Genomic DNA, 7455 nt, shown 5'->3' with positions numbered 1-7455 from the left:
GGCTCTTCGTTACTTGTTATGGTTCGATAGGGGGGCATAAATCGACTAAATCCTTATCTGGCAAGAGACTTAATTGATTAGTTCGCTCTAGATAAAAAACAATTGACAAAAATCGCTAAATGCCTTTCTATATAAGGGTTCTATTCCTTATAACCCCCGTCCATTGCATAACACAAACCGAAGAGCCAGATTTACTTGAATTATGAACAAAGAATCGATGAACTTTCCAAAGATCAAATTTTTAAAAGGCAAATGGCTGATGATTTGTGTTATTACTGGGGCTTTGTCAACTGGGATACTCGGACTACTATCTGTTACCCAATTCTCCAATTTGACAATTTCTGAAACAAAAACTGAGTCCTCTGAACCAGAATCGCCTGTAATCTCAATAACTGCTTTAGGACGAATTGAACCTCAAAGCAAAGTCATACAAGTCTCTGCAACCATTCCTCTAGAAGGAGCGCGTTTAGAAAAACTTTTGGTCAATGAGGGGGATACAGTCAAAACCGGACAAATTATTGCCATCTTGGATAGTTATGAACGAGAACAAGCCGCTTTAAAATTGGCCCAAAAAAGGGTTCAAGTCGCTCAAGCTCGTTTAAATCAAGTTCAAGCAGGTGCTAAAATCGGAGCGGTACAATCTCAATCAGAAACCGTAGAACTTTTCAAAGCAGAATTGGAAGGCCAAATAGCTTCTCAGCAGGCTAATATTGCCAGTCTAAAATCTCGTTTAACTGGAGAAGTACAAGCCCAAAAAGCCACCATTGAACGGATAAAATCTGAGTTCAAGAATGCACAAACTGAATGTCATCGTGCTGAGATGTTATATAAAGAAGGAGCGGTTTCCAGTTCTTCTAGAGATAATACTTGTTTACAAAAAGATGTTTTTCAAGAACAACTCAATGAAGCTGGGGCTAATTTACTCACAATTACTACAACTTTACAACAACAAATTAAAGAAGCCAAGGCAACTTTAAACCGTACCATTTTAACTACTCAAAAGCAGATTCGTTCTGCTCAGGCAACCTTAGAAGAAATTAAAGAAGTTCGGCCTGAAGATATCGCCTTAGCTATGGCTGAACTAGAGGAGGCAAAAGTAGCAGAAACCCAAGCAAAAACGAATTTAGCCTTAGCTTCTGTAAAAGCGCCCGTAGATGGGCAAATTCTTCAAATTCATACTTTACCTGGGGAAACAATTAATAGTCAAGGAATTGTAAAAATGGGTCAAACTCAAAAGATGGAAGTGGTTGCTGAAGTTTATCAAACAGATATTCAACAAATTAAATTGGGTAAAAAAGTAATTATTAGCAGTGATTCTTTTGAAGAAAAGTTAGAGGGAACGGTTAAACAAATTGGTTTATTAGTTCAAAAACAAAATATTTTTAGTAATGATCCAGGTGCTGATGTTGATCGTAAAGTAATTGAAGTAAAAATTGCGCTTGATCCAGAAACCAGTCGAAAAGTTCAAAATTTCACCTATTTACAAGTTCAAGTTGCCATTCAACTCTAAATTTAGTTAAGTAAAAACCATGATTTTACTACTTACTTTTGCCCTTCTTCAAATTGTCCGTAATAAGACTCGTTTATTGGTAGCTTTAGCGGGAATTGGGTTCTCTGTCATTCTCATTTTTCTTCAGTTAGGGTTCATGAATGCTCTCTATGAAGCTGCAATGGCCCCTCATAAAAGTATCAAAGCCGATTTGGTATTATTAAATCCTCAATCTAAAGTATTATTTGCTCTAGAAAGTTTTCCACGGGAAAGAATTTATCAAGCTCAACGAGTGAAAGGGGTTAAGTCAGTGGCTTCTTTGTATGTTGGTCTAGGTCAATGGAAAAATCCTGATAATCACACGAAACGATCTTTGTTGGTTTATGCTTTTGATCCTGCTCAATCTGTATTTAAATTTCCCGAAATAGTCAACAATTTAAATGATTTAAAGATGACAAATCGAATACTTTTTGACAAATTATCTCGACGAGAATTTGGTGCCATTGCCAAAAATTTTAATCAAGGATATCAGGTTAGCACAGAATTAGAAGGAGTACGAGTTGAAGTAGCAGGATTATTTAGTCTAGGAGCTTCCTTTGCAGCAGACGGTAATGTTATTACCAGTGATTCAACTTTTTTACATATTTTTAAAGGTCGCAGCATTAACAAAATTAATGTTGGATTAATTACTCTAGAACCTAACGCTAATCCCCAAGCCGTGATTAAAACCCTAACAAAAATTTTACCCAATGACGTAAAAGCAATGACTCTCGAAGATTTTGCCTTATCCGAAAAACACTATTGGGAAACGAGTGCGGCCATTGGTTTTATTTTTGGCTTAGGTGTAATAATGGGCTTTATGGTAGGGGCAATTATTGTTTATCAAATTCTTTATGCAGATGTTTCTGATCATCTTGCTGAATATGCAACTCTCAAAGCAATGGTTTACCCTCATTCTTTTCTGCTTAATGTTGTTTTTCAGGAGTCTTTAATTCTTGCTGTTTTGGGATATATTCCAGGTTTCTTGATTTCAGAACTTATGTATGATTTAACTAGACGAGATACTAACTTACCTGTATTTATGACTCCTAGTTTAGCACTGTTCGTTTTAGTTCTTACAATTGCAATGTGCTTTTTAGCAGGCACGATTGCAATGCGAAAACTACAAAGTGCTGATCCCGCTGATATCTGCTTCTGATGCCTGGTGGTTTCATAAAAGTTGCTCGTTTCTCCTTATTTTACCCTATTTTTCACTTTTATCATACTTATTTGAAATGGTTCTTCGTTACTTGGTATGGTTCGATAGGGGGGCATAAATCGACTAAATCCTTATCTGGCAAGAGACTTAATTGATTAGTTCGCTCTAGAGCAAAAACAATTGACAAAAATCGCTAAATGCCTTTCTCTATAAGGGTTCCATCCCTTATAACTCCCGTCCATTGCATAACACAAACCGAAGAGCCTTTGAAATCACTATATCTACTTTACACTCTCGTTTAGCACCCATCCAAAGTCTTAAAGCTTTATTCCGGATGAATTGTACCGTACGAATAGTATCATCAATGGCAGAACACTAACTCGGTTTGACCACTGCTTTCATTTCTAAGATAATCATTGTTTATCGACCTCAAACAACTTATTTTGTACCAACAAACTTTGCACAAAATTGTTAAGGTTTGATCGTGCTGGCTCTTCTCGACTTTGTGTGATAATTTTTGCTTATGGAATCGTGAAATGCTTATCGGCCAAGACTTTTAGGGCTATTTTGCGGATATTCTATCAGTATAGACCTCGTTTCCACACAGAAACCAGAAGAGCCTCGTGCTTTGCCGATGCTCAATTAGTCATGGTTTTATGCCATCTGTAAAACTGAGGGTATTCAACATGACATTTTTGATAAAATCTTTCGATTTTTTGAGGTACCCTTAACTTATAATTTTCAAAGACTTGTCTTCTGGGAGAGTCGAACCGTGGGTCACTTGTCTTTAAATATCGGTAAAATCGCCACAAAAGACCAATATTTGCTCCGAGAATTAAATTCTCATCCCTCCAAATAGCTTTAACTTGTGATCTTATTGAAGTATACTATATTTTTCGAGGTTCTCATAATGCTTATTTTTCAAAAAGAGCGAGAATTAGGGAATTTTAGCCCTAATGAACCCGTAATTGCCATTAAAGGCTTAAATCACTATTTTGGCACGGGGGAATTAAGAAAACAGGTTTTATACGATATCGATCTGGAAATTAAAGCGGGGGAAGTAGTGATTATGACTGGTCCTTCGGGATCGGGGAAAACTACTTTATTGAGTTTAATGGGAGGTTTGCGATCGGCACAAGCGGGCAGTTTAAAAATTCTCGGCCAAGAAATGTTAGGAATTGGTAAGGGCAAAATGCTGAAAATTCGCCGTCAAATTGGCTATATTTTTCAAGCACATAATTTACTAAAATTCCTGACAGCGAAACAAAACGTTAGGATGTCTTTGGAACTGCACGAGGAGTTTTTAGAACAAGATCTCGATCAAAAAGCCACGGCAATTCTGGAGTCAGTGGGTTTAGGCAACCGCGTTGATTACTATCCCCACGATCTATCGGGGGGACAAAAACAACGGGTCGCGATCGCTCGCGCCCTCGTCAGTCATCCCAAATTAGTCCTCGCTGACGAACCGACCGCGGCCTTAGATAAACAATCTGGGCGCGATGTGGTGGAAATCATGCAGAAATTGGCAAAAGAACAAGGTTGCACGATTTTACTTGTCACCCACGATAACCGGATTCTCGACATCGCCGATCGCATTGTCAATATGGAGGATGGTCGTTTAAGCGATTAACTGCCCAAAAATTACTTGCCAAAAATCGGCCTTTCATGTTAGACTAAAATAATGTCATCTTGGAGAGGTGGCAGAGTGGTCGAATGCGGCAGATTGCTAATCTGTTGTACGAATCGTAAGACCGTACCGAGGGTTCGAATCCCTCCCTCTCCGTCTTCTTTCGGTATTTTCGATGACTGCTCGCCAAGATTATTTCTGCTCCGTATATGGCCCGGTTGCCTCTTGGCGTTTCGGCAGTTCCTTGGGCATCGATCCGATTGGTTTAGTTTCCACCTGTTCCTTTAACTGTGCCTACTGTCAGTTAGGAGAAATTGAGCAAAAAACCGAGCAACGAAGAGTTTTTATCACCAGCGAACAAATTAGCAGGGATTTAAGTGCCTTTGCCCCCTGGGACGTGGATATAGTCACGCTCAGTGGTAGCGGGGAACCCACCCTCGCCCTCAATTTAGGGGAAATACTGGCCACCGTCAAGGAAATGACCAGGCGGCCGGTGGCGGTCTTAACCAATAGTACCCTCTTGGGAGATGCCCGAGTGCGTCAAGACTTGAGCAAAGCTGATATCGTCGCCGCTAAAATCGATGCTGTTTCCGAGGCCCAATGGCGACGGGTTAACCGTCCGGTCCCCGGCCTGGATTGGCAGGAGCTTTGGTGGGGATTAAGACAATTTCGCCAAGAATGGTCAGGAAAACTAGCAATTCAAACCATGGTGCTGGCCTCTTGGTCGCCCCAAGAGCAAGACCAGTATATCGATTTGATGCAACAGCTACAACCGGATGAAATTCAACTTAACACCCCGACCCGTCCCCGGGCCAGACAAAGACAATTAGAAACCCGCGGTAATAATCCCCTCACCGCTGCCGACGGAATGCAAATTCTCAAACCCGTAAACGCTGAAATATTGGCAATTTGGGCGCAAAAAATGGCCACGGCCACGGGAATTACCGTGCGCTGTGTGCCACTTACCGCCACAAGTCTCTAAGGCTTCGGCCGGGGTTTTTCTTCTTTCGGCTTCACATTAAAATAAGCCTCCATTACCTGACGTACCATAGGTGCGGCCACTTTACCACCACCACCGCCGGAATGTTCCGCAAAGGCGACCACGACAATTTCGGGCTTGTCGAAGGGTGCGAAAGCTCCAAACCAAGCGTGGGACTTCCCGGGAGGTGCTTCTGCCGTGCCGCTTTTGCCCGCTACAGGCGGTAAAGCGGGGTCCGATAGGGCCCGACCCGTTCCTTCCGCTACCACGGCTCTCAGGGACTTTCTCAGGGTGTCTAGGGTGCTAGGTTTCATGTTTAAAGACTTTCGCCATTCCTTAACATCGCGGGCATCCTGTAAAAGGTGCGGTTTCACCAAAAAACCACCGTTAGCGGGGACAGCAAACATCACAGCTACCTGTAGGGGAGTCGCTAGGGTAAATCCTTGACCGATCGACATATTAATCGTATCCCCTACGGACCAATCCCAGTTTTTAAAATTACGCAGTTTCCAATCGCGATCGGCAATTAACCCCGGAGTTTCTTCCGCTAATTCTATCCCGGTTTTCTGACCGAAACCGTAGCGCCGAGCCATGGCAATTAAAGCCGGCCCCCCCACTCCGCGACCAATTTGACCGTGAAAAGTGTTACTACTCATGGCCATGGCCCGGACAAAACCGATCGGACCAAAACCGGCGTGATTCCATTCTCCAAAAGCTGTCCCCCCCACATAAAGGGCGGCAAAGGTATTTAAGACCGTATTGGGGGGAAATTTCCCCGATTCCATGCCAGCAGTGGCAGTGACGACTTTAAAGGTGGAAGCGGGGGGGAATCCTTGCAGAGCGCGGTTAACAAACGGGTTGCCCTCCGCTTGTAGTTTTTTCCAAGTGGCGGTAGTAATTGGGGCCGAGAAAACATTGGGATCGAAACTAGGATAACTGACCATGGCCCGCACGGAACCATCCCGGGGATCGATCGCCACGATCGCACCTTTGCGTTTTCCTAAAGCGGCCTCGGCGGCTTTTTGGAGTTTTAAATCTAGTGTCAGGGTGACATCTTGCCCCGGTTTAGCAATTTTTTGGCCGAGAATTTGGATTACTTGTCCCGATCCGTTGACCTCTAACTGCATTCCTCCCCATTCTCCCCGCAATTTTGACTCGTAGGCGGCTTCCACACCCATTTTACCGAGGACATCTCCCAATCGGTAGCCCTGGGGTCTTTTGGCTTGATATTCCTCCGGGGTTAGTTCCCCCGTATAACCGAGAATATGCGCCCCGACTTTACCATTGGGATAGTAGCGCACTGATTCCACGTCCACTTCAATGCCGGTTAATTCGTCTTTGTATTCCTCTAGGGCGATAATTTGAGCCGGAGTTAAACCCCTAGCGATGCGGATCAGGGTGGAGGGGTTTTCGTCCGCTTCGTTAATGCGTTTTTCTAGGTCGCTTTTGGGAATGCCTAAAATACTGGCTAAACGGTCAAGATTGAGTTTTTGAGCGGGATTACGCTGGGATTTGGGCCAAATATAGGCCGCATGGGTTAAGCGGGCCGTGGCCAAAACTTTGCCATTGCGATCGAATAAGTTGCCCCGGACTGGGGGTTTGGGAAGAATGCGAATCCGGTTATTTTCTGCCCTTTCTCGGTTAATTTGTCCTTGCTGCAGTTGTAAATAGGCCAATCGTGAGCCGACTCCTCCTAGCAGGACAAGGCTAATTAAGCCCATAATTAGCCATGACTGACGCTGACGACCGACTAGACGCTCTTTATCTTTGATTTTATTCTGTAATTTATTCGGTGCTGGCCGCGTCAGCGAGGTGAGCGGTTTTTTCGGTTTCAGTTTGACTTTGGTTTTTGATAGGAGTCCGCTATTACGCATTTGCTTAAAGTTATAAAATTTAAAAGTTATTAGTCATCAGTTAGGGACTTGCGTGGGAATAATATCCCAGCCAGAAAATCGCTCTGTAGAAGAATTAGACCAGCCAGATGGCACATTATCAAAGCGCAAGTCCCTAACATCTCGAAGGCTCTCGCCCTACTTAGGGTGATCAGCAAACCTGATCGATCGGAGGGCGCAAGCTTTGCGCCCCTACAGTAACGGATTTTGTCCACAATGTAGGGGCGAACTGCGTTCGCCCAAAAGGTACATTATCAAAGCGCAAGTCCC

Annotated in this window: 5 protein-coding genes, 1 tRNA gene and 2 pseudogenes; 5 read left to right on the top strand and 3 right to left on the bottom strand. The window is 43.2% G+C overall.

Features of this window, described 5'->3' with window-relative positions:
- Window positions 1-202 precede the first annotated feature (202 nt).
- Both O9324_RS02255 and devC read left to right on the top strand, forming a co-directional pair.
- Window positions 203-1510, top strand: coding sequence for an ABC exporter membrane fusion protein (locus O9324_RS02255; RefSeq protein WP_288139376.1), 1308 nt, complete (start codon window positions 203-205; stop codon window positions 1508-1510).
- Window positions 1511-1529: 19 nt separating this feature from the next.
- The gene (gene devC, locus O9324_RS02250) at window positions 1530-2687 is read left to right on the top strand and encodes an ABC transporter permease DevC (protein WP_288139375.1); all 1158 of its coding nucleotides are present in this window, start codon (window positions 1530-1532) and stop codon (window positions 2685-2687) included.
- Between the two features lie 67 nt (window positions 2688-2754).
- Here the strand turns inward: devC and O9324_RS02245 are convergent.
- Window positions 2755-2934: pseudogene (locus O9324_RS02245) on the bottom strand (hypothetical protein).
- Between the two features lie 2 nt (window positions 2935-2936).
- Window positions 2937-3053, bottom strand: a pseudogene (locus O9324_RS27415) (RNA-guided endonuclease TnpB family protein); the annotation flags it as partial.
- Window positions 3054-3597: 544 nt separating this feature from the next.
- On the opposite strand from O9324_RS27415, the gene O9324_RS02240 reads away from it, so the two are divergent.
- The 3 genes from O9324_RS02240 (at window position 3598) to O9324_RS02230 (ending at window position 5296) form a co-directional block, all read left to right on the top strand.
- Window positions 3598-4317 (top strand): DevA family ABC transporter ATP-binding protein, encoded by a 720-nt coding sequence (locus O9324_RS02240; RefSeq protein WP_288139374.1) that lies wholly within the window; start codon window positions 3598-3600, stop codon window positions 4315-4317.
- A 61-nt stretch (window positions 4318-4378) separates the two neighbouring features.
- A tRNA-Ser gene (locus O9324_RS02235) sits at window positions 4379-4470 on the top strand.
- A 19-nt stretch (window positions 4471-4489) separates the two neighbouring features.
- Entirely contained in the window at window positions 4490-5296 is an 807-nt protein-coding gene (locus O9324_RS02230) for a radical SAM protein (RefSeq protein WP_288139373.1), read from the top strand.
- Here O9324_RS02230 and mrdA read toward each other — a convergent pair.
- Window positions 5293-7167, bottom strand: a complete 1875-nt coding sequence (gene mrdA / locus O9324_RS02225; RefSeq protein ID WP_288139372.1) for a penicillin-binding protein 2 — start codon at window positions 7165-7167, stop codon at window positions 5293-5295. The genes O9324_RS02230 and mrdA overlap by 4 nt on opposite strands.
- Between the last annotated feature and the right edge of the window lie 288 nt (window positions 7168-7455).

The organism is Microcystis sp. LE19-84.1B (assembly GCF_027531875.1).
Lineage (GTDB): Bacteria > Cyanobacteriota > Cyanobacteriia > Cyanobacteriales > Microcystaceae > Microcystis > Microcystis panniformis.
The sequence above is the reverse complement of the archived record's forward strand: the minus strand, read 5'-3'. Positions and strand labels throughout refer to the sequence as shown.

Excerpts from the sequence above, each read along its gene's own strand:
- devC (WP_288139375.1), top strand. The coding sequence starts at position 1,530 with ATGATTTTACTACTTACTTTTGCCCTTCTTCAAATTGTCCGTAATAAG.
- O9324_RS02240 (WP_288139374.1), top strand. The coding sequence starts at position 3,598 with ATGCTTATTTTTCAAAAAGAGCGAGAATTAGGGAATTTTAGCCCTAAT.
- mrdA (WP_288139372.1), bottom strand. The coding sequence starts at position 7,167 with ATGCGTAATAGCGGACTCCTATCAAAAACCAAAGTCAAACTGAAACCG.
- O9324_RS02230 (WP_288139373.1), top strand. The coding sequence starts at position 4,490 with ATGACTGCTCGCCAAGATTATTTCTGCTCCGTATATGGCCCGGTTGCC.
- O9324_RS02255 (WP_288139376.1), top strand. The coding sequence starts at position 203 with ATGAACAAAGAATCGATGAACTTTCCAAAGATCAAATTTTTAAAAGGC.